Source organism: Providencia hangzhouensis, from assembly GCF_029193595.2.
Taxonomy (GTDB): Bacteria; Pseudomonadota; Gammaproteobacteria; order Enterobacterales; family Enterobacteriaceae; genus Providencia; species Providencia hangzhouensis.
The window spans coordinates 118,807-141,507 of sequence record NZ_CP135052.1; the positions used below are offsets into that span (position 1 = coordinate 118,807).

19 protein-coding genes, 1 tRNA gene and 3 pseudogenes are annotated in these 22,701 nt (G+C 39.9%); 14 read left to right on the plus strand and 9 right to left on the minus strand.

Translation table 11 applies throughout. The annotated features are described in order from the left end of the window. Positions 1-128: 128 nt before the first annotated feature. Entirely contained in the window at positions 129-1,337 is a 1,209-nt protein-coding gene (locus tag PZ638_RS00490; RefSeq protein ID WP_206277578.1) for a BaiN/RdsA family NAD(P)/FAD-dependent oxidoreductase, read from the minus strand. A gap of 375 nt (positions 1,338-1,712) precedes the next feature. Between PZ638_RS00490 and pitA the strand changes: the two genes are divergently transcribed. Next, complete coding sequence (pitA, locus tag PZ638_RS00495; protein WP_004263157.1) at positions 1,713-3,203, plus strand: inorganic phosphate transporter PitA; 1,491 nt, start codon at positions 1,713-1,715, stop codon at positions 3,201-3,203. Positions 3,204-3,335: 132 nt separating this feature from the next. Here the strand turns inward: pitA and uspB are convergent, their stop codons facing one another. Beyond that, complete coding sequence (uspB, locus tag PZ638_RS00500) at positions 3,336-3,671, minus strand: universal stress protein UspB (protein ID WP_004263154.1); 336 nt, start codon at positions 3,669-3,671, stop codon at positions 3,336-3,338. A gap of 450 nt (positions 3,672-4,121) precedes the next feature. Between uspB and uspA the strand changes: the two genes are divergently transcribed. Then, complete coding sequence (gene uspA, locus PZ638_RS00505) at positions 4,122-4,556, plus strand: universal stress protein UspA (protein WP_004263149.1); 435 nt, start codon at positions 4,122-4,124, stop codon at positions 4,554-4,556. Between the two features lie 266 nt (positions 4,557-4,822). Then, positions 4,823-6,157: an NADP-specific glutamate dehydrogenase gene (gene gdhA / locus PZ638_RS00510; protein WP_004263145.1), complete on the plus strand. Its 1,335-nt coding sequence runs from the start codon at positions 4,823-4,825 to the stop codon at positions 6,155-6,157. A gap of 83 nt (positions 6,158-6,240) precedes the next feature. On the opposite strand, the gene rsmJ is transcribed toward gdhA, so the two are convergent. Both rsmJ and prlC read right to left on the minus strand, forming a co-directional pair. Next, positions 6,241-7,011 (minus strand): 16S rRNA (guanine(1516)-N(2))-methyltransferase RsmJ, encoded by a 771-nt coding sequence (rsmJ, locus tag PZ638_RS00515; RefSeq protein WP_196724699.1) that lies wholly within the window; start codon positions 7,009-7,011, stop codon positions 6,241-6,243. Continuing rightward, the gene (gene prlC / locus PZ638_RS00520) at positions 7,004-9,046 is read right to left on the minus strand and encodes an oligopeptidase A (RefSeq protein WP_180312275.1); all 2,043 of its coding nucleotides are present in this window, start codon (positions 9,044-9,046) and stop codon (positions 7,004-7,006) included. The genes rsmJ and prlC overlap by 8 nt, the downstream gene beginning before the upstream one ends. 309 nt (positions 9,047-9,355) lie before the next feature. On the opposite strand from prlC, the gene PZ638_RS00525 reads away from it, so the two are divergent. Further along, positions 9,356-9,450 (plus strand) — tRNA-Sec (locus tag PZ638_RS00525). Positions 9,451-9,626: 176 nt separating this feature from the next. Next, a pseudogene (rhuM, locus tag PZ638_RS00530) lies at positions 9,627-9,890 on the plus strand (RhuM family protein); the annotation flags it as partial. A gap of 68 nt (positions 9,891-9,958) precedes the next feature. On the opposite strand, the gene PZ638_RS00535 reads toward rhuM (PZ638_RS00530), so the two are convergent. After that, complete coding sequence (locus PZ638_RS00535) at positions 9,959-10,855, minus strand: LysR family transcriptional regulator (RefSeq protein WP_096863483.1); 897 nt, start codon at positions 10,853-10,855, stop codon at positions 9,959-9,961. Positions 10,856-10,966: 111 nt separating this feature from the next. On the opposite strand from PZ638_RS00535, the gene PZ638_RS00540 reads away from it, so the two are divergent. From PZ638_RS00540 to rhuM (PZ638_RS00555), 4 genes and pseudogenes are all read left to right on the plus strand, one after another. Continuing rightward, the gene (locus PZ638_RS00540) at positions 10,967-12,169 is read left to right on the plus strand and encodes an MFS transporter (protein ID WP_144138655.1); all 1,203 of its coding nucleotides are present in this window, start codon (positions 10,967-10,969) and stop codon (positions 12,167-12,169) included. Between the two features lies 1 nt (position 12,170). Continuing rightward, complete coding sequence (locus PZ638_RS00545) at positions 12,171-12,647, plus strand: cyclophilin-like fold protein (protein ID WP_004263133.1); 477 nt, start codon at positions 12,171-12,173, stop codon at positions 12,645-12,647. A 6-nt stretch (positions 12,648-12,653) separates the two neighbouring features. Further along, complete coding sequence (locus PZ638_RS00550; protein WP_112308020.1) at positions 12,654-13,769, plus strand: alpha/beta hydrolase; 1,116 nt, start codon at positions 12,654-12,656, stop codon at positions 13,767-13,769. A 32-nt stretch (positions 13,770-13,801) separates the two neighbouring features. Beyond that, a pseudogene (gene rhuM / locus PZ638_RS00555) lies at positions 13,802-13,918 on the plus strand (RhuM family protein); the annotation flags it as partial. A gap of 95 nt (positions 13,919-14,013) precedes the next feature. Here rhuM (PZ638_RS00555) and PZ638_RS00560 read toward each other — a convergent pair. Then, on the minus strand, positions 14,014-14,376 hold the full coding sequence (locus PZ638_RS00560; protein ID WP_036958636.1) for a YibL family ribosome-associated protein: 363 nt from the start codon (positions 14,374-14,376) through the stop codon (positions 14,014-14,016). A gap of 290 nt (positions 14,377-14,666) precedes the next feature. Between PZ638_RS00560 and PZ638_RS00565 the strand changes: the two genes are divergently transcribed. Then, positions 14,667-15,206 (plus strand): DUF2058 domain-containing protein, encoded by a 540-nt coding sequence (locus tag PZ638_RS00565; protein WP_004263100.1) that lies wholly within the window; start codon positions 14,667-14,669, stop codon positions 15,204-15,206. Between the two features lie 32 nt (positions 15,207-15,238). Here PZ638_RS00565 and PZ638_RS00570 read toward each other — a convergent pair whose 3' ends face one another. Next, on the minus strand, positions 15,239-15,937 hold the full coding sequence (locus PZ638_RS00570; RefSeq protein ID WP_164454808.1) for an RluA family pseudouridine synthase: 699 nt from the start codon (positions 15,935-15,937) through the stop codon (positions 15,239-15,241). A gap of 182 nt (positions 15,938-16,119) precedes the next feature. On the opposite strand from PZ638_RS00570, the gene PZ638_RS00575 reads away from it, so the two are divergent. From PZ638_RS00575 to PZ638_RS00590, 4 genes are all read left to right on the plus strand, one after another. After that, positions 16,120-16,602, plus strand: a complete 483-nt coding sequence (locus PZ638_RS00575; RefSeq protein ID WP_004263097.1) for a cold-shock protein — start codon at positions 16,120-16,122, stop codon at positions 16,600-16,602. A 99-nt stretch (positions 16,603-16,701) separates the two neighbouring features. Continuing rightward, on the plus strand, positions 16,702-17,442 hold the full coding sequence (locus tag PZ638_RS00580) for a MurR/RpiR family transcriptional regulator (RefSeq protein ID WP_094960882.1): 741 nt from the start codon (positions 16,702-16,704) through the stop codon (positions 17,440-17,442). A 193-nt stretch (positions 17,443-17,635) separates the two neighbouring features. Next, the gene (locus PZ638_RS00585) at positions 17,636-19,192 is read left to right on the plus strand and encodes a PTS transporter subunit EIIC (RefSeq protein WP_272674396.1); all 1,557 of its coding nucleotides are present in this window, start codon (positions 17,636-17,638) and stop codon (positions 19,190-19,192) included. A gap of 14 nt (positions 19,193-19,206) precedes the next feature. Beyond that, complete coding sequence (locus PZ638_RS00590; RefSeq protein ID WP_180312276.1) at positions 19,207-20,577, plus strand: class-II fumarase/aspartase family protein; 1,371 nt, start codon at positions 19,207-19,209, stop codon at positions 20,575-20,577. A gap of 71 nt (positions 20,578-20,648) precedes the next feature. Here the strand turns inward: PZ638_RS00590 and ytfE are convergent, their stop codons facing one another. Further along, on the minus strand, positions 20,649-21,311 hold the full coding sequence (gene ytfE / locus PZ638_RS00595; protein ID WP_180312277.1) for an iron-sulfur cluster repair protein YtfE: 663 nt from the start codon (positions 21,309-21,311) through the stop codon (positions 20,649-20,651). A 62-nt stretch (positions 21,312-21,373) separates the two neighbouring features. Then, positions 21,374-22,567 (minus strand): annotated as a pseudogene (gene norV, locus PZ638_RS00600) (anaerobic nitric oxide reductase flavorubredoxin); the annotation flags it as partial. Positions 22,568-22,701: the final 134 nt, after the last annotated feature.

Consider the following 22,701-nt stretch of genomic DNA (forward strand, 5'->3'; position numbering starts at 1 on the left):
ATATGATTTATATGAAATTAAATATTAACCATTATTTTTCAATGGATTAAGATTATTTGGCCATAAATAAAGGCCGATAACTTTAACAGAGCAATCCTGTTAAGAGTCTGGTTAAGGCCGAGTGTTTTTTAGTCGTTTTTTGCAAAAGGGAGAGGTAAGCTTTCCGCGCATGCAGCCGCGGAGCTCCATGCCCATTGGAAATTGTAACCTCCGAGCCAGCCGGTCACATCCATCACTTCACCAATAAAATACAGGTCTGGTACTTTAAGTGATTGCATGGTTTTAGATGATATTTCGTGAGTATCAACGCCACCCAATGTCACTTCGGCGGTACGGTAACCTTCCGTTCCATTAGGTTGCACCTGCCATTGGTGTAAGGTGGTGTGTAACGCTTCAATTTGAGGATGATTAAGCTGTTTTAGAGCAAACTCAGGGATTTGTCCTTGGGCTTGTAATACCTCAATTAGCCGTTTTGGTAATAATTTAGCTAAGGTATTTTTCAATGATTGATTTGGGTGCTGTTGTCTCTCTGAAACGATAAAATCATTGACGGAGATATCTGGAAGTAAGTTAATACTCACGTACTCGCCAGGGTTCCAGTAGCTGGATATTTGTAAAATAGCTGGACCAGAAAGCCCTCGATGGGTAAATAAAATATTTTCTTTAAATACGGTGCCGCTTGCCGCTGTTACCGTTGCAGGGACAGAAATACCTGAAAGTACCTGTAAGGTTTCTAAAAGGGGTTTATGTAAGGTGAATGGCACCAGTGCTGCTCGTGTTGGAATAATAGTATGCCCAAACTGTTCCGCAAGACGATAGCCAAAAGGGGTCGCACCTAAAGCTGGCATAGATAGGCCGCCTGTTGCAACGACAAGTGAGTGGGTACTTACTTGAGAGCCGTTGATCGTGACTAAAAAACCATCATCTGCTTTGTCAACGGCAGTCACCTCACTGCGTAACTTGATAGTGATATTAGGTAGATTACACTCACTTTGCAGCATATCGACGATATCTTGTGCACTATTATCACAAAAAAGCTGCCCTAAGGTTTTTTCATGATAGGGAATATTATATTTGGCCACTAAGGCAATAAAATCCCACTGTGTATAGCGAGCAAGTGCTGACTTACAAAAGTGTGGGTTTGTTGAAATGTAATTGCTGTGTTCTGCATACATATTAGTGAAATTGCAGCGCCCGCCACCGGACATCAATATTTTTCTGCCTAATTTTTTCCCGTTATCAACCACTAGCGTCTTCAAACCGCGTTTGCCAGAGTGTGAGGCACAGAATAAACCCGCTGCACCAGCACCTAAAATAATAACGTCGAAATTTTTCACAATAAGTGTCTCTATATATGTTTGATTTTAAGCGTAATTACATTGATAACTGGGATATTTTACGTCATCTCACCGGGATTGTAATGTAAAGCTTTGAGGAAGAACTGATGAAAACTATACAGGACGTATTATAATTAGAAAAATTCGTCTAAAAAAAGCAAACAACGATTATTTTCTGGAAATATCGTTAAAAAGTTTCAAAAATTCAGAATAAGTTTGATTGCTTTAATGTATTGAAAAATATGGGGTAATTGCTATGAGGTGCTTTTTTGATGGGTAGTTAAATCAAAAAAAGGTTAGATTTTGCTTCCACCGCCAGCGTTTGTCACTGATAATGCGCCGCGTTCATGTCCAACATATAATGGCTTAACGTCTATGCTACATCTTTTTACAGGTTTAGAATTTCATACAGGTCTATTATTAGTTCTGGCACTGTTATTTGTGCTGATCTATGAGGCTATAAATGGCTTCCATGACACCGCTAACGCGGTAGCAACGGTTATTTATACCAGAGCAATGCGGGCTCAGTTCGCAGTTGTCATGGCAGGGGTTTTTAACTTTTTTGGTGTCTTGCTGGGAGGGTTGAGCGTTGCATATGCCATTGTCCATCTCTTACCAACAGACCTCTTGCTTAATGTGAGCTCAGCTCACGGCCTTGCAATGGTTTTTTCATTGCTCTTGGCTGCAATTATTTGGAACCTTGGAACTTGGTACTTCGGTATCCCTGCTTCCAGTTCACACACACTGATCGGGGCAATAATCGGGGTGGGTTTAACCAACGCGATTGTGACTGATTCGTCTGTTGTTGATGCCTTGAATATACCGAAAATGATCAGTATTTTCATGTCATTAATTTTGTCTCCCGCTATCGGTTTCGTGATTGCCGGTTTGATGATTTTCTTTTTGCGCCGTTATTGGAGTGGCACAAAGAAACGTCGTCGTATTCACTTAACACCAGCGGAACGTGAGAAAAAAGATGGTAAGCGTAAGCCACCATTCTGGACCCGTACTGCATTGATTTTGTCAGCAGTTGGGGTGAGTTTCTCCCATGGTGCGAACGATGGCCAGAAAGGCATCGGTCTTATCATGCTGGTGTTAATTGGTGTTGCTCCAGCAGGTTTCGTTATGAATATGAATTCTAACGGTTATGACATCGCAAAAACACATGATGCGGTTGTCCACCTGCAACAATACTATGAAACACATAAACCAGCGTTAAACCATGCAATAGAAAATGCCCCGGCCGTTGCAGAAAGTAGTGATGAGCCTGGCGGTGAATTCCATTGTGATAGCACGCGTACTAGCGCTATTTTAAATCAAGCGCAAAAGATGCTTGATGGCATTCAAAGCTATGAAGAGCTGACGCCAGACCAACGTAACCACGCACGCCGTTTGCTGATGTGTATCTCTGATACTGCGAATGCGGTTGCGAAATTGCCAGAAACCAGTTCGAAAGATGCCAGCTTACTGAAAAAACTCAGTAATGATTTGCTGTATACCGTTGAATATGCGCCACTGTGGATCATTATTGCGGTTGCTTTAGCATTATCATTAGGCACCATGTTTGGTTGGCAGCGTGTTGCTGTGACCATTGGTGAGAAAATTGGTAAGAAAGGCATGACTTATGCGCAAGGTGTATCTGCCCAGGTGACTGCAGCAGTTTCTATCGGCGTGGCAAGTTATACTGGTATGCCAGTTTCAACAACGCAGGTTTTATCTTCTGCGGTTGCGGGGACGATGGTTGTCGATGGTGGTGGTGTACAAACAAAAACCATTAAAAGCATTGCATTAGCATGGTTATTGACTTTACCGGTGTCCATTGTGTTATCGGGCGGTTTGTACTGGCTATCGCTGTTGTTTATCTAGTCGCACTAATTTTGGCTTCATACATGAGTATGGAGCCTTTAACAGTTACATGAACACAGTAATCTACATATATAAAATAGTGATGATCGGAAGGTCATCACTATTTTCTCGCTAGCAAGTTACTAATCACAATTAACCGGTTATCAATAAATAGGCTAAGCTCACGACAACAAGAATACTGAGTCTGCTTATCATCATGAATTGCTTACGGATCCGCTCACAACGCAAAATAACTTCTGGGTCGTAATGTTCCAGATATTGTTTATTATTTATGTATCGAACTAACCGCAGTTGTTTGTTCAGTTGGCCGTGTGTAGTAAAAAAACCATTACCATCAACGGATTGATAAAGCAGGGGATCTGAATCCCTTAGAATAGACAATAAAACACGAACGGAAGAAAAGTACCGCATCATATTTAAGATGCACAAAATGCATAATGCCCAAAACAATGCAATCATACTGAACATAATCCTCTCCTTAGAACCTAGCTCAAGCTCACAGCAATTGTCGCAAAGGAAATACAGCAGAAAAATTGTACTTATACTCAGTTATTTTATTGTAGGATAAATTACTGTTTAAAAAAAGTGCAGTTAGCGCAAATTTGTGATGACCTCTTGTTTCTATTGAAGAAAATAAATCTGAGTTACTGAACTTTATTATCACAGTTTGCTGTGCAACTTTGTTGCATTTCTAAACTAAAGAGTCGCCATAACTCGAATTTTTTAGGGCAATATATTAATATTGAATGAATGATGTTATTGTTTTATAAAATGTTATATGAAGTGATGATTTTAAGGTTAATCTGCTTAGATGTGATCAAAGCAACACTTAATAATCACAATTAGCAGGTATAGTATTCATAAAGATGTGGTGAAGGCATAACCACCAGATAATCAGCATTCGGAAGGAGTTTACTTATGGCTTACAAACATATTCTCGTTGCGGTAGATTTATCACCTGAAAGTAAAGTATTACTGGATAAGGCTGTCTCTATGGCAAAACCTTACGGGGCCAAAGTATCTATGATCCATGTTGATGTTAACTATTCAGACCTCTATACCGGTCTTATTGATGTCAATCTTGGTGACATGCAGCAACGTATTACTGATGAAACACGTAATGCTCTGAAGGATTTGTCTGCGGGCGCAGGTTATGAAATCCAAGAAACACTCAGTGGTAGTGGCGACCTAGGCCAAGTACTTGTGGACGCGATTAAGAAATACAATATGGATTTAGTGGTCTGTGGGCATCACCAAGATTTCTGGAGCAAGCTGATGTCATCTGCTCGCCAGTTAATCAATACTGTTCATGTGGATATGTTGATTGTGCCACTAAATGATGATGAAGAATAATCCATATCACTCAATTTGAAATATTATTCACTGAAAACGCTTGCTTATGCAGGCGTTTTTTTTGTTTCAAAATATGTATTTTGAGGGAGTTATTGGCAGGTCAAGCAATTTATTTTGCTATAGAGTGAAAAAAAACCTTGAATTTAGAATACAAACTAATGATATATTCAATAGGCAAACACAAATCAACCTCACATTTCCTAAAAATAATGATAAGAAAGAGTGAGGCACATCACAACAACTACATGTTAAAAAGGAAGACATAGATGACACAATCACTATCTTCGTTCTTGGAGTCTGTCCAAAAAAGAGACCCTTCTCAACCTGAATTTCTACAAGCCGTGCGTGAAGTATTCACTTCCCTTTGGCCGTTCTTAGAGCAAAATGCTAAGTATCGTGACCAAGCATTACTTGAACGTTTTGTTGAACCTGAGCGTGTAATTCAATTTCGAGTATGTTGGGTAGACGACCAAGGTAAAGTTCAAGTTAACCGTGCATGGCGTGTGCAATTTAGCTCTGCAATCGGCCCATTCAAAGGTGGTATGCGTTTTCACCCATCTGTGAATTTATCTATCCTGAAATTCTTAGGCTTCGAACAAACACTGAAAAATGCTTTGACCACATTGCCAATGGGTGGTGGTAAAGGTGGCTCTGACTTTGATCCTAAAGGTAAAAGTCATGGTGAAGTGATGCGTTTCTGCCAAGCATTGATGACAGAACTCTATCGCCATATTGGTTCAAATACTGACGTCCCAGCAGGGGATATTGGTGTTGGTGGCCGTGAAGTGGGCTTTATGACAGGTATGATGAAAAAGCTGTCTAATGACACTTCTTGTGTATTTACCGGTAAAGGCTTGTCTTTTGGTGGTAGTTTAATTCGCCCTGAAGCAACCGGTTACGGTTTGGTTTACTTCACAAATGCGATGCTAAAACGTCATGGCCTAGGCTTTGAAGGGATGCGTGTCGCGGTTTCTGGTTCTGGTAACGTTGCGCAGTACACCATTGAAAAATGCATGGAGCTAGGTGCCAAAGTGGTTACAGCTTCCGATTCAAGCGGTACTGTAGTTGATGAAGACGGCTTTACAACAGAAAAACTCGCACGTTTGGAAGAAATCAAAAACAACTATGGTCGTATTGAAGAATATGCAAAAGAGTTTGGCTTAACTTACTTAGCGGGTCAGCAACCATGGAATGTTCCTGTCGATATCGCTCTGCCATGTGCAACACAAAATGAGCTAGATGTTGATGCAGCAAAAGTGTTAATCAAAAATGGCGTTAAAGCGGTCGCTGAAGGGGCTAATATGCCAACGACTATTCCTGCAACTGAGCTGTTCCTTGAAGCAGGAGTGCTGTTTGCGCCAGGTAAAGCGGCTAACGCAGGTGGTGTGGCAACCTCAGGTCTTGAGATGGCTCAAAATGCGGCTCGTCTAGGTTGGAAAGCAGAGAAAGTTGACGCCCGTCTGCATCACATCATGTTGGATATCCACCAGCATTGTGTGGAGTTCGGTGGTGAAGAGAAACAAACTAACTATGTTCAAGGCGCTAACATCGCGGGCTTTGTAAAAGTCGCAGATGCAATGCTTGGGCAGGGTGTGTTGTAATCCTCTGACCTCAAAACGTACGCGAAAGGGCGGCTGTATCATACTGATAAATTCACCTGTACATACGCCCTTCGCCGTTACGTTTATTCGCTATTTTTAATGCATGGATAGATATCAAACCGATGGTTTTTAGTGATAACTGCTGATGGCGCTTTTTGTCCCGCAAGGGGCTCCGCGTAGTCAGGGCGCTTAACAACCACTCTACGTTTAGCCAAAGCAATCGCAGGGGCTAATAATGAATCTGCATCATCATCTGCTCCCACCAATGACTGAAATACTCGCATTTCTTTCTTCACTAAAGCACTTTTTTGCCGATGAGGGTACATCGGATCAAGATAGATAACATCAGGGGCATGGGTTATCTCACTCAGTGCTGTAATACTGGATGCATGAATCAATGACATTCGCTCTTGTAACCATGGGCCAATTTCTGCATCTTGGTAGCCTCGTTGTAAACCATCATCCAATAGAGCAGCAACTACAGGGTGGCGCTCCAACATACGGACATGGCAACCGAGAGCGGCTAGAACAAAGGCATCACGCCCTAGGCCAGCAGTGGCATCAATGACATCGGGAAGATAATCTTTTTTGATCCCGACGGCTTTGGCAACAGCTTCACCGCGACCTCCACCAAATTTGCGACGATGGGCCATCGCCCCAGAGACGAAATCAACAAAAATCCCACCTAATTTAGGCTCATCTAGTTTGCGCAGTTGTAAGTTTTCAGGCGTAAGTACAACCGCCATAATGGCATCAGGGGTATGAGAAAGTTGCCATTTTTCAGAAAGTTGAGAAAGAGTGCCGGGATCGGCACCCTCTTCGCAGATCAATTGGATCTCAATACGATTAGCCATGAATACCATAGCTCTTCAACATGGCATCTAATTCTGGTTTGCGACCACGGAAGCGTTCAAACAGCGCCATTGGTTCTTCTGAGCCACCACGACTTAAGATATTGTCGAGGAAAGACTGACCTGTTTGACGGTTAAAGATGCCTTCTTCACTGAAACGTGAGTATGCATCTGCCGCAAGCACATCTGCCCATAAGTAGCTGTAATAGCCAGCTGCATAGCCACCTGCGAAAATATGGCTAAAAGCATGTGGAAAGCGCGACCATTTTGGTGAAGGAACCACAGCGACTTTATCTTTAATCGCATATAGCGTTGGCATGACTTGCGCACCTTTGGCTGGGTCATACTCAGCATGTAAGGTGAAATCAAACAGGCCAAACTCTAACTGGCGTAGAACAAACATAGCTGATTGGTAGTTCTTCGCCGCTAACATACTATTGAGCATTTCTGTTGGTAATGGCTCGCCTGTCTCATAATGGCCGGAAATAAATTCGAGGGCTTCAGGCTCCCAGCACCAGTTTTCCATAAACTGACTTGGTAACTCGACAGCATCCCATGGTACACCGTTAATCCCTGCGACATTTGCAACATCAATTTGCGTTAACATATGATGTAAGCCGTGACCAAATTCGTGGAATAAGGTAGTGACTTCATTATGAGTAAACAGTGCGGGTTTATCGCCAAGTGGTTTATTGAAGTTACAGGTTAAATAGGCTACAGGATTTTGTAATGAGCCGTCTTTATGCACCATACGGCCAACACAATCGTCCATCCAAGCTCCACCGCGTTTATGTTCGCGAGCATAGAGGTCTAGGTAGAAGCTGCCGCGTAAGGTATTGGTTTCATCATAGAGTTCAAAGAAACGCACATCTTTATGCCATGTTTCTACATCATTGCGTTCTTTGGCAGTTAAACCATAAATGCGATGAACAACTTCGAACAAGCCATTCAGGACGCGTTGTTCAGGGAAATATGGGCGCAATTGTTCATCATTTAATGAGAATTTATGCTGTTTTTGTTTTTCGCTGTAATAGGCTAAATCCCAAGATTCAAGCGTATCGACACCATAATGTTCTTTAGCAAAAGCCGTCAGTTCAGCCAGTTCATTTTCCCCTTGCTGATGAGCACGGTCAGCTAAATCATTGAGGAAATTCAGCACTTGTTCTGGCGATTCGGCCATTTTGGTCGCTAGGGATTTTTCTGCGTAGTTTTTAAAACCTAATAATTGCGCTAGCTCGTGGCGTAAAGCCATCAGTTCATCGATTAATTCGCTGTTATCCCATTTACCCGCATTTGGGCCTTGGTCAGACGCACGGGTGCTATATGCATGGCTCATCTCACGACGTAATTCTGCGTTATCAGCATAGGTCATAACAGGTAAATAGCTTGGCATATCGAGAGTGAGTAAGTAGCCTTCTTCACCTTTTGATTCAGCCATGGCTTTTGCTGCAGCAATAGCGCTTTCTGGCATACCCGCTAATTCTTTTTCATCTTTAATCAGTTTGGTCCAACCCATAGTTGCATCAAGCACGTTATTGCTAAATTTAGACGCTATCTCCGACAAACGTGCCACAATTTCACCATAACGTTGCTGTTTTTCAGCAGGTAAGCCAATGCCGGATAACTCAAAATCGCGTAAGGTATTTTCGATAGACTTACGTTGAGCTTGGCTAAGGGAATTAAATTCAGCCCCTTCTTTTAATGATTTATATGCTTGATACAAAGGCTCATGCTGCCCCATCCAGGTACTGAATTCAGACAGTAATGGTAAACATTTTTCATACTCTTCGCGCAGTTCTGGGCTGTTTTTCACGGAGTGTAAATGACTCACTGGCGACCAAACACGAGACAGCTTATCACTGGCTTCTTCTAAAGGTTGGCACAGGTTGTCCCAAGTGTATTGATCTGTTGCACTCAACAGGTTTTCTACTGTTTGGCGATATTCATTGAGTACGTGTTGGACCGCGGGAAAAATATCCGCAGGCTCTATAGTAGAAAAACGGGGTAGTGCGGAATCGGCTAATAATGAATTTGTCATAAAACATCCTGTGATTGCAGGCTTGTGCTCGTAGGCCAAGGCTTACTGTGTTGACAATAAAAGTTAAATGGCGAACTTATACCCAAATAGGATAAATGTTATGGGTGATAGAACCAGCACGCCATTGCGAATATAAGAAAGTATATGGGGGCAGATGTACAAACCTCAATATCAATCTAACGTTTTTTCTTATTAACGCTTATCAATAAATGGGGTTTTTGTTGGTTTTTATCAATAAAGGCAATAGTTGTAGTTTCAATGCTTTGGAAAATAATGAATTCAGTCTATAATCACTTTCCAATCTATAGAGGAAGATCGTCGTCTCCGGTGAGGCGGCTGGATTTCAAATCCAGTTGGGGCTGCCAGCAGTCCCGGGCAGGTTCGACTCCTGTGATCTTCCGCCAAACGCAGTTTCTGAATTTCTCTCAAAGTCTATATTTTCCTTTTAAATCAACAAGATTAATCACTTCGAAGTCTGTCTGATTCTCCCCTTGTTTACTGGTTTATACCCCTGTTTGGGGGCAAAATTGGGGGCATAATTTTTCCCTATTTTTTGGATGCCCCCACAATGAAGCTTAAAGCCAGTCAGCTGGATATGGGCTTAACCAGCTATAAATTTGATGAGGTGCATAAAACCGATGTCACGATCGCGAAGAACTATCTTCGAGAAAATGAACTGAAAGAATTAAACCGTATCGTCAATATGTGGTTAGATTTTGCAGAAGACTAAGCACTGCGTCGTAAGCAAGTTTTTTTACAGGATTGGGATACCAAGCTGGATCAGTTTTTAAGTTTTAATGACCGTGAAGTTTTGCAATGTGCTGGTGGGATTAGTAAAAAAGCCTACCACTAAAAAACCAATCTGGGGGTATTAATGGGGGCACTGCTATTTATCCAACTCACCAAATGCGACTACTTTGTTCGATACCGTATCGCTTCTACAAAAGCCATAAAAGCGGGTGAGGACTGTCGACGGTTTGGGTAATACAGGTGAAAACCTTCAAAGTAAGGGCTATAATCGATTAATACAGCCTGTAACTTCCCCTTGGCAATATAAGGCTCGGCTAAATGTTCTGGAATATAGGCTATTCCCATTCCGTCCAGCGCTGCATTTAACTGGTGCAGTGTACTATTGAAAACGAGTTGCCCATCCACCTTTATACTTGTTGTATGATCATTTTGTTTAAATTCCCACGCATAAATAGCCCCCGCAGCACGATGGCGAATATTGATGCATTGATGTTCAGATAAGTCGTTAGGAAATAAAGGTTTAGGGTGCTGTTTAAAATAGTCCGGTGAAGCGACTGCAATTAAGCGCCAATCTGGCCCAATGCGAACTGCTATCATGTCTTTATTGATATCATCGCCAATTCGAATTCCTGCATCGAAACGTTCTTCAACAATGTTTGTAAAACCATAGTCCACATATATTTCTATTGTGATATCAGGGTATTTTTGTAAAAAATTATTCAATATTGGTCGAATATAAATTTCTATTTGGTCATCGGTACAACTTAAGCGAATAGTCCCTCTAGGGCTGTCTCTTAACTCACTTAATGCATTAAGTTCAATATCAATCTGTTCAAATAATGGTCGGATGGCATTCATTAGCTGTGCGCCAGCCTCTGTTACTGAAACATTTCGGGTTGTTCTTGCGAGAAGTCGAATCCCTAAGCGTTCTTCCAAAAGTCGTATTGTATGGCTTAATGCCGAAGGCGTCACACCGAGTCTTGCGGCCGCTTTTGTAAAACTTTGCTCTTGAGCAACGATAAGAAAAGCGTGCAAGTCATTCATTTTACCTTTCATCATTAATGAATTTTTCTCACAAGTTCATAAAGATTATACCCACTAATTAAATTATTACCTGTATGCCATGATGATGTCCATTAAATATCGTAGGTACATAGGCGAATATAACCGATGGATAATGCCATTTTTCAAGAGCGAAATTTTCCTGAAAGAGCGAACTGGAGTGCAGTTTTTGCCATGACGCTATGTGTTTTTGTATTGATAGCCTCAGAATTTATGCCTGTGAGCTTGTTAACACCGTTAGCGCTTGATTTTCAGGTGACAGAAGGAATGGCGGGACAAGGTATTACTATCTCAGGAATATTTGCTGTCATAACGAGCTTATTTATTTCTGCACTTACTCGTAATTTAAATCGTAAAGCCTTATTGCTGGGGCTTACGTTCTTAATGGGGGCGTCAGGCGCGATGATTGCTTTAGCCACCAATTATTATACTTATATGGTTGGTCGTGCGCTAATCGGTATTGTTGTTGGCGGTTTTTGGTCTATGTCTGCTGCGATAGCAATGCGCCTTGTGCCGATAGATCAAGTTCCTAAGGCACTGGCTATTTTCAATAGCGGCAATGCGCTAGCAACGGTTATTGCTGCACCTTTAGGAGCTTATCTGGGCTCAACTATTGGATGGAGAGGGGCATTTTTAGGCTTGGTGCCTATCGCGATTGCAACTATTTTGTGGTTGTGGGTGAGTTTACCCTCAATGCCAACTGATCCGAACATTCATCAAAATACGCCTCAGATTTTCAGTATTTTTAGCTTCTTTAAATACCGCGTTATCACACTGGGTATGCTTGCTATCGGGTTATTTTTTATGGGGCAATTTACCTTATTTACCTATGTACGCCCTTTTCTTGAGACCGTCGTAAAAGTCGATATTTCGATGGTGACATTTAGTTTGTTACTTATTGGTATTACGGGATTTATCGGAACTCTACTGATTAATCGTGTATTAAAAATAGGGTTCTATCAAACATTAATCGCCATTCCACTATTGATGGCCAGTATTGCGGTATCACTTATTTTCTTTGGCTATTCCAGTCTTACTTCCATCGTATTATTGAGTATTTGGGGTTTTATCGCGACTGCGGCGCCTGTTGGTTGGTGGAGTTGGATACCTCGAATATTTTCAAATAGTGCAGAAGCAGGAGGGGGATTGATGGTTGCTGTGATCCAACTTTCCATTGCCTGCGGCGCTTCGGTGGGAGGCATAATATTTGATTTGATGGGCTATGAAAGTACCTTTGCAGTCAGTGCGTTATTTCTTGTAGTCGCAGCAATACTTGTTCAATGCACAGCAAAGGCTGAAAAGGAAAAATAATATGTTGAATCTATTATTTAAAAATAGGCTTACCCCATTAAATTTTTATTTTCTGTTGGTATTTGCCTGCATCAGCCAGCCATTATTGGCACGTAGTTTACCAATAGAACCTAAAGTGTATTTAATCGAAATTCGTCTTGATACGCAAATAATCAAGGCAGAATTAAAAGATTCAGAAATGACGCGTGATTTTATCAGTTTATTACCGCTCACTGTTGAGTTAGCAGATTATTCATCCACAGAAAAAATCACTTATCTTCCCCGAAAACTACTAACTCATAATTCATCCAGTGGGATCGTGCCAGAGATTGGGGATATTACTTATTATGCCCCTTGGGGAAATATTGCTATTTTTTATCAACCATTTAGTTACTCCTCAGGGTTATTTAAATTAGGAAAAATAACCGATGGGCTGGAATATTTACAATTTACATCACCAAAACAAGCTGTGATAGAGCTTATCCAAAGAAATAACTAAAAGAGGATGCATATTATGAATCATGAACGTAGAGATTTATTGAAATTAACGGGGGCAAGTATTGCTGTTGCGAGTATGGCATCAATAATGACATCACCAGTATTAGCGCAACCAAATACAAATTTCAGTGAGCTATGGGATAAAACCTTTGTAAAAAGTGATAAGGTTGAACATAGAAAAGTCACATTCAAAAATCGCTATGGTTTAGCCTTAGTCGGAGATTTATATCAACCTAAACATACTAGTGGGTTATTTGCTGCGATTGTATTGAGTGGCCCATTTGGCGCAGTAAAAGAGCAGTCTTCGGGGTTGTATGCGCAAACATTAGCAGAGCGTGGTTTTATTACTCTAGCATTTGATCCCTCTTTTACTGGAGAAAGTGAGGGTGAGCCTCGAAATGTTGCTTCTGCGGATATCAATACGGAAGACTTTAGTGCTGCTGTCGATTTTTTAGGGCTACAGCCAAATGTGGATCGCGAGCGTATTGGTGCGTTAGCTATCTGCGGATTAAGTGGTATGGCTTTAACTGCAGCGAGTAGCGATTCACGTATTAAAGCCGTAGCAACAGCATCAATGTACGATATGTCTCGCAGTATTAGCCGCGGATACCAAGATAGTTACACCATTGAAGAACGACATAAAGTGATTGATTATCTTAGCCAGCAGCGCTGGAAAGATGCAAAAAACGGACACTATGCTTTAGGTTACCATGAGGTGCCATTCGATGAAGATGGCAATATTATCGAGGGACAACGTGTTTTACCGGAGACTCTGCCAGAGAATGCACCGCCTGTATTAGCCGCATTTTTTGATTATTACCGTACTCCTCGAGGTTTTCATCCCCGTTCAATTAATTCAACAACCGCGTGGACAGCAACAACGCCTATATCTTTTTTTAATTTTCCTATGCATACCAATATTGAAATGATATCACCAAGACCAATTTTGCTGATTGCAGGGGAAAATGCACATTCTCGTTATTATTCTGAAGATGTGTACAAAGTAGCTTCAGATCCTAAAGAACTCTTGATTATTCCAAATGCTGATCATGTTGATTTATATGATAATCTAAGCAAGATCCCTTTCGATAAACTCACTGTTTTCTTTCAACAGAATTTATAAATATAGTAGCACATTATTTTTAGTAAAATAATGTGCTTGCTGTCAGTTACTGCGTTACATCTGTTGGTGGCACTCAATTTCGCCAGTAGGCAACGCAAACGCTAGAACGGTATCTGATCAAAGGGTTTGTGATGGATGATGAGCGGCTGAATTACTTACTAGCGGTTCATAACTATAAAAAGTGTATTAAGAACCTCCCAGTATTCGTTGGGCATTACAGATTTTAGTTGGGTTGACTTTCTAACTAGAAATCAGCCTTAGAAAAACCGGTCATAACATCCAGTTCCATTTCGCGGCCTAATGCCGTCATTGGATGGACAATGGTCAAGCCTCGCACGGATTTTTTCAGCTTGCCAAGGTCGGCTTGTTCTTTCTTAGTGATGGGACGCTTGAACGGCATATCTACTAGTTTTTGCGCTTCTTTGCTTAGTTTTTTGTTACGCACCGCCTTCAGACGAGCGATTTCAATTTCCAGTGTCGCTTTTTCTTTCTCTAGTTCTGCGTGTTTTTCTACTTCACTCGTCAGTTGCATACTTGCCATCTGGCGACGAATAAGATCTAAACGGTCGCTAAGAAGCTTAATTTGTGCTTTTTCGATTTCTTTCATTATATTAATTAACCGTGAATAAATTTCTTGTTGGCAAGTATACACTATTCTAGATAAGGGGGGAAAAGGGATACAGGGCGGTTAGCTATTAAATATAACACTTATGACAAATTGTTAGATAGAACTTGTTATTAAACCAATGTAGGTTCAGCCAATAATTGTATTATCATCGGTATCATCTTTTCTTAAATAACATCACATAATTTCTACATCTATAAAGCTCAAAGCCTATCAGGTCTCAGTAGCTACAGGTATAATCACATAATTATCCGATAGATTTAGAGGCGAAGATGGCGAAACTCACCTTACAAGAGCAAATGCTAAAAGCAGGATTAGTTACTAGTAAGAAAATGGCAAAAGTGCAAAGAACGGCTAAAAAATCACGTGTTCAGGCGCGTGAAGCAAGGGAAGCCGTAGAAGAAAATAAAAAAGCACAGCTTGAGCGTGACAAACAATTGAGTGAGCAGCATAAACAAATGGTGCAATCCAAAGAGTTTAAAGCGCAAGTTAAACAACTTATTGAAATGAATAAAGTTGATATTTCAAAGGGAGATATTAGTTTTAATTTCACAGATAACAACGTTATCAAGCAAGTTGTTGTAGACAAGATAACACAAACGCAACTGATCAGTGGGCGTCTGGCGATTGCACGTTTAGCGATTGATAACAGTGATGTTAACGAGTATGTGATTATTCCAGCAAGTGTAGCGGATAAAATAACGCAAAGAGATGCGGATAGTATCGTACTCAACAATGCTCTCAGCCAAGAAGAACAGGATGAAGATGACCCGTATGCGGACTTTAAGATCCCTGACGACCTGATGTGGTAATACTCGTCAAATTTTAAGTCGTAGCTTTGGCGTTAAAACGGGCTAGCGCTAAACATTTTAACGTTCTTCTGACTCGCAGGGTGAACAAAATGCAATTCGCTAGCGTGCAAAAGTAAACGTGGAGTCTGCTCAGTCCCTTGTAATAATCGCCCACCATATAGGTCACAGCCTAATATAGGGTAACCTAATTTTTGGCAATGGATACGTAGCTGGTGGGTGCGCCCTGTCTCAGGGGTTAATTGGACACGGGTTACAGGTAACGATATCCCATTTTCTACAGGGTGATACAGACGCTCTATCACTTGATAGTGGGAGCGGGCAGGTTTGCCATTCACCTCGCAAAGCGACATGCGGGGAAACTGTGCAGGGTCTTTTGCTATTGCCGCATCAATGACACCCTCATCATTAGCTAAGTGGCCACAAAGTAGAGCTTGGTATATCTTAATGACGGAGCGTTGGCTAAATTGCTGGCTCAGAGCTGCATTGATGGCTTTATTGCGAGCAACCACCATCAATCCAGATGTGCCGAAATCTAAACGGTGGACAAGGGTGCAGTCTGGGAATATTTTTACTAATCGGTGATGGACGGAGTCTAAGTTTTGTGGGTTTTTTCCAGAAAGGCTGAGTAGGCCACTTGGCTTATTAATAAGAACCAGATGCTCATCCTGATAGATAATTTCTATCTCATCGTGACAGGGCGGAGCAATAAAGGTGTCGATGATTTCAGTCATTAGCCTTTCCAGCAAAAAATGGTTGTTGATAATAACCAATTTTTAGTAGGTAGGCGAACGCTGTCACTTGCATCACGTAAATTTATCACTCAGACTAAAAGCAAAGCCGTAGTCTGCACACGCATTGTGCTCTATACTGCGGGTTGTAAAAACTGAGTCAATAAAAGATTAATTAGGCGGTAATGGCAATGAATGGAACGATCACAACATGGTTCGAAGATAAAGGTTTTGGATTTATCAAAGATGAGAATGGCGATAACCGTTATTTTCATGTGGTTAAGGTTGCCAACCCAGATTTGATTAAAAAAAATGCTGCAGTTACTTTCGAACCGACGACAAATAATAAAGGGTTATCTGCTTTTGCGGTCAAAGTCATACCTGAAAGTAAATATATTTATATCGCAGGAGAACGGATTAAGATTACATCAATTAAATCCTATCGTGTTTATTCAGTAGAAGTACCTGCAGATACGCGTATCGATAAAGAAAATACCGTGTTATCAATTGGCGCATTAATGAATAGTATCAAACCAAAATCAGATAAACCTGGTCAAATGCGTTCATTGAAAAAATTAGAAATTAGTACGTTACATGGGACATCATTAACATTTTCGGAAGATGAAATTGATATCGATGAGGCTGTGAAACAACTTAAGTTTAAGTGATTTCTTGTCAGGTAAACAGCGCCACTCTTGAGTGCTGTTTACTTGTTTATTACTTAATAGAGTCATTTGAAAGCTAGCTAGGCTTATCGGAGAGGGGATATGTTAGATTTCTTAAAAAATTACGATAATTTAACCATTAGCGAAAAAAAAGTCTTAAAATACCTGACTGATAATATTACAGATATCCCTTACTTAAATATTAATGAACTAGTTGCTAAAACCTTTGTTTCTAAAACAGTTATTATTAATTTGTCGCAAAAATTAGGGTTTAGTGGATTTAAAGAACTTAAGTTTCAGATTAATAATTATATTTTAACAAAAAATAAAACTGAAAAAATCACACCTTCGTCTTATAAAAAACAACTCGAAAAAAATATTAATAAAAGTTTTACATTAATTAACGAAGAGCAAATTAGCGATTGCGCTAAAATACTACATAAATCGAGAAATATTTTTATTGTTGCCAGAGGGACAAGTAAAGCTGTTGGCTATTATCTTGAACACTTACTATTTGCGTTAGGTTTACACTGTTTTTTTATTAATGACTACAATTTATCTGACTCTTTCACTCGATTAGTTAGCAAAGATGACACCGTCATTTTTATCTCACTATCAGGGGGAACCAAAAAAATTATTGAAACAGCAAAAATTGTGCAATTAAAAGGGGCAAATATCATTAGTATGACCGCTTTTAATACTAATGAACTAACCACTTATACTGATAATACTTTGTTTTGTTTTGCCGATAATTTTGATACTAAAAGAGATGACACAAAATCCAGAATTGGCTTTTTTATTTTAGTTGATTTACTTATCAATGAATTAGAAAATCTACTTTAAATTTTCTTTTTTATTTTCTAAGAGAACTTCACTCGTCTTTCATTCTTATCTTTGGTAGATAGTTTTTATTAACATGACCTAAGTCATTAGTTATGACCTAAGATAACTTTTAAAACCGTGACATCATTTCTTTTATAATCCCCCCAAGCTAGTATGCCTTTAATTCTAATAATAGAAGTCATAAGGAAACAGTATGGCCAGAAAAAAGTTTGGTGAATCTATTCAACGCTTTGGGAGAACATTACTCCTTCCAATAGGTGTTTTAGCACCTATTGGTATGATATTGGGTATCAGTGGTGCATTAGTGCAAACTTATATGATTGCACGTTTTCCTTTTCTCGGAAATGAAACGGTTAATGCATTACTTGTCAGCATTCGTTCAATCGCGGGTGTTATTTTTGATAATATTCCCCTATTGTTTGCTATGGGTGTGGCCTATGGTATGAGCCATCGAGATAAGGGGATCGCCGTCTTTGCGTCGGTTGTCGGCTACTTGTCGCTGATCATCACCATGAATATTTGGTTAGTGCTTACTGGTAAACTTGCAGACCCTGCAATGATGGGGCAAGTAGGACAAATTAAAGTTCTTGGTATACAAACTTTAAATATCAGTGCCGCAGGAGGGATTATTACCGGTTTGATTGCCGCTTGGGCGACTGATAAGTTCTATAACCTTGAATTGCCAACCGCATTTGCTTCCTTTTCTGGTAAAAAATCCGTCTCTATTATTATGATCGGTTTAATGATTGGAGTGGGTGCGTTATTACCGTTTATTTGGGAAGTATTAGTCCAAGGTTTGATGAAACTCTCCGCGGTATTTTTAAGTCCTGTAGGGCCATTTTTTACCGCGGGTGGTGAACGTTTATTTATTCCATTTGGTTTACACCATGTATGGAACGTTTTATTTAGATTTACTGAGGCGGGTGGTACTTATGTTATTGACGGACAAACCTTTGTTGGTGTTGTTCCTGCATTAACTGAGGTGCTATTTAACCAAGGCCCAGATAGTGAATATTGGTCGATGATGCCAAGTTTGACTCGCTTTATGGCGCAGCAACAAATGCTAGTCACACTATTCCTATTCCCTGCAATTGCTCTTGCTATTTACAAAACATCGAAGAAAGAAAACCGCGCAGAAGTGAAATCCATGCTGGTTACCATGGTATTAACAGCCATGCTTGGTAACGTCACGGAGCCACTCGAATTTACCTTCGTATTTATTGCGCCATTATTGTACTTAATTTACGCCATTATTGTCGGTATCGGTGCGGTATTACTTTCTTTAGCTGAGGTCGGTATTGGTTATATTCGTGGAACCGTATTTGATTTCACGATTTTTGGTCTACTGTACGAAAACACTAACTGGATTTTCTTGGTTATTATCGGTAGCTGTTTGGCTGTCGTCACTTATTTTATTTTCTACTGGGCCATTATTAAGTTTGATATAAAAACACCAGGTCGCGAAGAATCGAGTAATCTGAAAAATACCTTAATTAAAGAAAAACGTTATGGCGAAATTGCAGAAATTTTAATTCAAGCGTTAGGTGGCAAACAAAATATTCGTAACGTAGATAACTGTATTACCCGTATGCGTATTGATGTTGGAGAAGTGAACCAAATTGATAAAGATTTAATGTTGGAATCAGGATGTACCGCATTCTTCTTTCCATCGGCAAACCACGTCCATGTTGTATATGGACCAAAGGTTGAGTTTGTTCGCAATGCTGTTGATGAAGCAATGAAGAAATAAAGAAGGGATACGAAATGAGAGCATTATACGATTCTAAAAGTAAAACTATTGATGACCGTGGAATTAAAGACTTATTGTCTGATGAAGCAAAATATTCTACTTGGTTAATGTTTGAATCCATGCTGGCCCAAGCTCAAGCGGAACTGGGATTTATTCCACAATCCGCGGCAGATGAAATTAAAGAAAAGGCCGTTATCGAAAATATCGATTTTGAAGAAATGAGCCGTATTTACCAAAAAATAGGCCATGGCTTTGTACCTTTCTTGAAAGTTTTAGTGAATGCTTGCTCTGAGGAAAGCGGTAAATATATCCATTATGGAATTACCACGCAAAATATTCAGCAAAGTTCACAGCTCTATATGATGAAAACTGTACATCATAAATTTATGTTGTTACTCGGTGAAATCATCGAAAACTTAGCCGATTTGGCCGAAAGAACCAAACATATGGTGATGCCGGGAAGAACTCATGGGCGTCATGCCATCCCCATCACCTACGGCTATAAAGTTTCGGTGTGGATCAGCGATTTTATTGATTGCTATCAACGTATGAAAGAGTGTGAAAAACGGGTTTTCACTATTATGATGGGTGGTGCAGTTGGTGCATTTAACTCAATGCCTAGTGTTGGTATGGCGGTACAAAAACGTGTTGCTGAGTTGGTAGGGATGGAAGCCATGGAAGTGCCATCCAGAAACTTGAGTACGCATAAGCTTGAATATATGGCAAATTTAGCGTTAATGGCCAATATTTGCCATAAAATCGGTGAAGAAGTTTATAGCACAACGTTAGAAGAAATTGCAGAGGTTTCTGAAGGCTTTACTAAAGGAACAGTGGGCAGTAGTACTATGCCGCATAAAATAAACCCAAAACTTGCTAAGGGAATTATTGCTAACTCACAGAAATTATATTCTTTACCGAGTGTTGGTATGTATTCTGCGGTAAGGCCTTATGAAGGTGATAGTAGTTCTTATATGTTATTTGATGGGTTAATCGAAGAAGCTTTGGAATTGACCACGGAAATTTTACTAAGAACTGAAGAGCTTTCTAGGACGATTGTGCCACATGAAGAGAGAATGCTTCATAATGTCTTGAGAAACAAAGGGCTGGATAATACTGAGTATGTCATGATGAAGATGGCGGAAAAATTAGGCAAAGATAAAGCTCACTCCCTTCTGTATGAAGAAGCAATTAAAACTGCGGCGGATGGGGAAGATTTTTATACTAATTTGACCAAAAATAGTGTGATATCAGCAGCATTCAGTAATGAAGAAATTAAAGCAATGCTTGACCCGAGATCTTATATCGGGTTATCCGTTGAAATTGCAGAAAAAGAAGCAAAACGTGGATTAGTCGTTTCGCAAGAAATTAAGCAACAGTACAAATAGGTATTTTTAGTATTTACTAAAAATTATTTTAAATAAGGGGCTGTCTATTATATAGATAGCCCCTTACTTATTTATTCGCCAGCGAGTGCTCTTGGGAATAATAAGTTATTTTCTAGGTTAATGTGATTCATTAAATCATCAATCAGTTCATTGATACCATTATACAACACACGCCAGGTAGTACAGGCTTCTGGCGGTGGTGTGACATTATTGGTAATATCTTTAATTGCTTCTAAGATATCACTAGCATCATCATGTTCTTGTTCCATGACACTAATTGGACCTGCTGCGTTTCTGCCCATTCCGTTTTTTATCATAGGGAATAAAACGCGTTCTTCTTTCATCATATGGCTAGCTAGTTCTTCCAGTAATGCTTCTAAGTATTTTGATAAACCTTTTGGCACGCTTGGCTTATTTATATGAACGCGTTCAACTTTTTGTGCCTGTAGTATTAGTTCAGGTAATTGTTCTCTGTGCCTATCATGATAGCGAACAATGATAAAATCGATAATCTCACTGAGTGGGGCTTTGCGCCAATCCTGTTCTAACGTTTCTGTGGCTAATTTAGCTAATTGGCTTTCTAATAGGTCAATATCTAACTTTAATTTTTCTGCGCTGCGATTCAGCGTCTGTTTGCCACCACAACAGTAATCCATATTATATTGGCGAAATAAAGAAGAAGCTCTAGGAATGGATAATGCGAGCTGTCCGAGTGTTTTATCTCTAAATTGCATATGAGGTATCCTTTAAAAAATCATAAAATTCTGATGCTACTTTGTTATTTAATTTATGCAGGTAATGCCCATTGGCGAGCAATATTACGCCCATACTCACGGCAGTCATCTAATGTTTTTGTGTCTGGTTTCCATTTTGCTTTTAAAGATAATGCGGTATCAAAACCGGCATCCATCAAACGTGTTTGAACACGGTCAACGGCGCCGCCATTCCAACCAAAACTACCGAAAGCAGCGGCTTTTTTATTTAAAAAACGTAAGCCTGTAATTTCTTCAAGCATACCTGCTATTTTAGGCATCATGACATTATTCATGGTTGAGGTACCGACCAGTGCCGCTTTGGAGCGAAAAACATGAGTAATAATGTCGTTTTTATCACTGCGTGCAACGTTAAATATTTTAACCGCGACATTAGGGTCGGCTTCATTGATGCCTTGAGCGATTGCATCCGCCATTAAACGAGTATTATTTGACATGGTATCGTAGAAAATAGTGATACGATCTTCTTGATAATCTGCTGCCCATTTCAAATACAATTCAATGATTTGATTTGGATTATCACGCCATACTACTCCGTGAGATGTCGCTATCATATCGACAGGTAGATTAAAGCCTAAAATTTCATTTATTTTTGGCGTCACTAAGCGGCTAAATGGGGTAAGAATATTGGCGTAGTAACGCTGGCACTGTTCGAATAATTCATTTTGGTCGACTTCATCATTAAATAATCGCTCATCACAATAGTGCTGCCCGAAAGCATCATTACTAAAAAGTACGGCATCTTCAGTAAAATAAGTCATCATGCTGTCAGGCCAATGTAGCATTGGAGTCTCAATGAAAATCAATTGTTTATTGTTACCTATATCGAGCGTGTCACCTGTTTTAACGATTTTGAAATTCCATTCAGGATGATGGTGATGACCATTTATTGAATCAATGGCATTGGCTGTGCAATAGATCGGGGTATTAGGAATAAAGCTCATTAATTCGGTTAATGCACCTGCGTGATCTTCTTCTGCATGGTTAATGACGATGTAGTCAATATCATTTAAATCAATTTGCGAGCGCAAATTTTGAACAAACTCACGGCTAAATTTATGATCGACAGTATCAATAAGAACATTTTTTTCTTCGCGGATTAAATAGCTATTATAACTACTTCCCTTTAATGTTTTGTATTCGGTTCCATGAAAATCACGTACTTCCCAATCACGCTGACCTACCCAATGGATGTTATTTTTTACATGAATCGCCATATTAATTTTGTCCTGTAGCTTTTAGAGTATAAGAAGACATAATCAATATTCATGCCAATATCTAACATTTTGATTTTTAACTAAATTAAAATAATTTGTTTTAGTTTATAGTCAAAATGACTATGCTAAGTGTT